Source organism: Streptomyces sp. rh34 (genome assembly GCF_002551245.1).
Taxonomy (GTDB): Bacteria; Actinomycetota; Actinomycetes; order Streptomycetales; family Streptomycetaceae; genus Streptomyces.
On sequence record NZ_NTGZ01000498.1, the window covers coordinates 1 to 1,965 of the forward strand.

Annotated in this window: 2 protein-coding genes; one reads left to right on the plus strand and one right to left on the minus strand. The window is 76.8% G+C overall.

The genetic code is table 11. From position 1 onward, the window contains the following. The coding region (locus CR470_RS37635; RefSeq protein ID WP_097872232.1) for an aminotransferase-like domain-containing protein at positions 1 to 968 on the plus strand (968 nt) is incomplete at its 5' end. A gap of 177 nt (positions 969 to 1,145) precedes the next feature. On the opposite strand, the gene CR470_RS37640 is transcribed toward CR470_RS37635, so the two are convergent. Continuing rightward, the coding region (locus CR470_RS37640) for a Gfo/Idh/MocA family protein (protein ID WP_097872234.1) at positions 1,146 to 1,965 on the minus strand (820 nt) is incomplete at its 5' end.

Here is a 1,965-nt window from a genome sequence, read left to right on the forward strand (position 1 = left end):
CCGGCGATCCGCACGGGCGGCCCGAGCTGCGGCGGGCCCTCGCCGGTTATCTGGCCCGGGTGCGCGGGGTGCGGGCCGCGCCGGAGCGGATCGTGCTGTGCTCGGGGGCCGCGCACGGGCTGCGGCTGCTGGCGGAGGTGGTGGGCGGCCCCTGGGCGGCGGAGGAGTACGGCCTGCCCTTCCACCGCGACCTCCTCGCCTCCCACGGGGTCGGTACCCGGCCGCTCGGCGTGGACGCGGACGGCGCCCGGGTCGACGGGCTCACCCGCCGCGACCGTGCCGTACTCCTCACCCCTGCCCACCAGTTCCCCACCGGCGGGCCGCTGCACCCCACGCGGCGGGCGGCCGTCGTCGACTGGGCCCGGGCCACCGGCGGGCTCGTCGTGGAGGACGACTACGACGGGGAGTTCCGTTACGACCGGCAGCCCGTGGGTGCTGTTCAAGGGCTCGATCCCGAGCATGTCGTGCTGGTGGGGTCGGTGAGCAAGAGTCTCTCCCCCGCCCTGCGGATCGGGTGGATGGTGCTGCCCCAGCGGCTGGTGGCGCCCCTCGTCGCGGCGAAGGGTGAGCGGGAGCAGTTCTCCAGCGCCACCGAGCAGTTGACGCTCGCGGACTTCGTCGAGTCGGGCGCGTACGACCGGCAGGTCCGCCGGATGCGGCAGCGCCACCGCCGCCGCCGGGACCAGTTGGTGGCGGCACTGGAACAACGGGCCCCGCACGTCCGGGTCACCGGGATCGCGGCCGGTCTGCACGCGGTGCTGGAACTGCCGCCCGGCACCGAGCGTTCGGCGGTCCGGGCGGCGGCCTGGCAGGGGCTGGCGGTGGAGGGCCTCACCGGCTACCTGCACCCGGGGGCGGGGCAGGCGGAGGACCCCCGGGACGGGCTCGTCGTCGGGTACGCGACGCCTGCCGAGCCCGCCTACCCGGAGGCGCTGGAGGCCCTGTGCCGGGCCCTGCCGCCGGGATGAGCCGCGGGGAGCCGCAGGAAGCCGCAGGAAGCCGCAGGAAGCCGCGGCAAGCCGTAACCGGCGGCACGGTGCCGCCGTACGGTTGAACGTTCGTCGTCGGCGGAGCCGCGGGGTGCCGCGAGGCCGCCCCGCCCGGAGGTCCTTGCTTGGAGGCCCTGTGCCGCTCGCTCCGGCGGGTCAGCCCGCCTGCGCCTGCGTCTCCGCCGCCACCAGCAGCTCCGTGAGGTGGAGGCCGAAGCGCGCGTCGCAGGCGTGCGGCACTCCCGTGCGTACCGCTTCGGCCAGGGCGTCCACCGCGCCCCGGAACGCCGTCTCCGCGCCGTCCCAGCCGGGGAGCGACGCCGTGCCCCGCTCGCCCCGGAACTCGATCTCGACGCCCGCCGCGCCGGGCGGGGCGCTCAGCCCGAGGGTCACCGTGCTGGACGCGCCGGAGCTGTGGCGCAGGATCAGGTGCGTGGTGTCGGCCGGCCCCCGGGCGGCGGTCAGGTGCTCCACGTCGCCCAGGACCGGGATCAGCACGGAGAGCGCGTGCGGGCCGACGTCCCACAGGCCCCCCTTCTCGCGCCGCCACGGGGAGTCCGCGTACTCACTGGTCGAGCCCTCGGCGTAGAGCGAACCCAGCCACTGGGCGCGAGCCGTGAACCAGCCGCCCACCGCGGCCTGTTCGGCGATCCACGCGGAGGTCTCGGGAGCGAACCGGAGCGTGCAGAAAACGACCGAGGCGACCCCTGCCCCCTCCGCCGCCCCGGCCACCGCGCGGGCCCCCTCGACCGTCGTGGCGACCGGCTTGTCCATCAGCAGGTGACAGCCCGCCTCGGCGGCCCGGACCGCGAGCGGGGCCTGGACGTCCGGCGGCAGCGCGAAGGCCACCGCGTCGCTCGCCCCGAGAAGTGCGTCGATGCCCTGCTCGCCGGTGTACGCGCGGGTGCCGTGGGCGGCGGCGAGGGCGTCGGCCGCCTCGGCCCTGCGCCCCCACACTCCGCTCAGTTCGACGCCG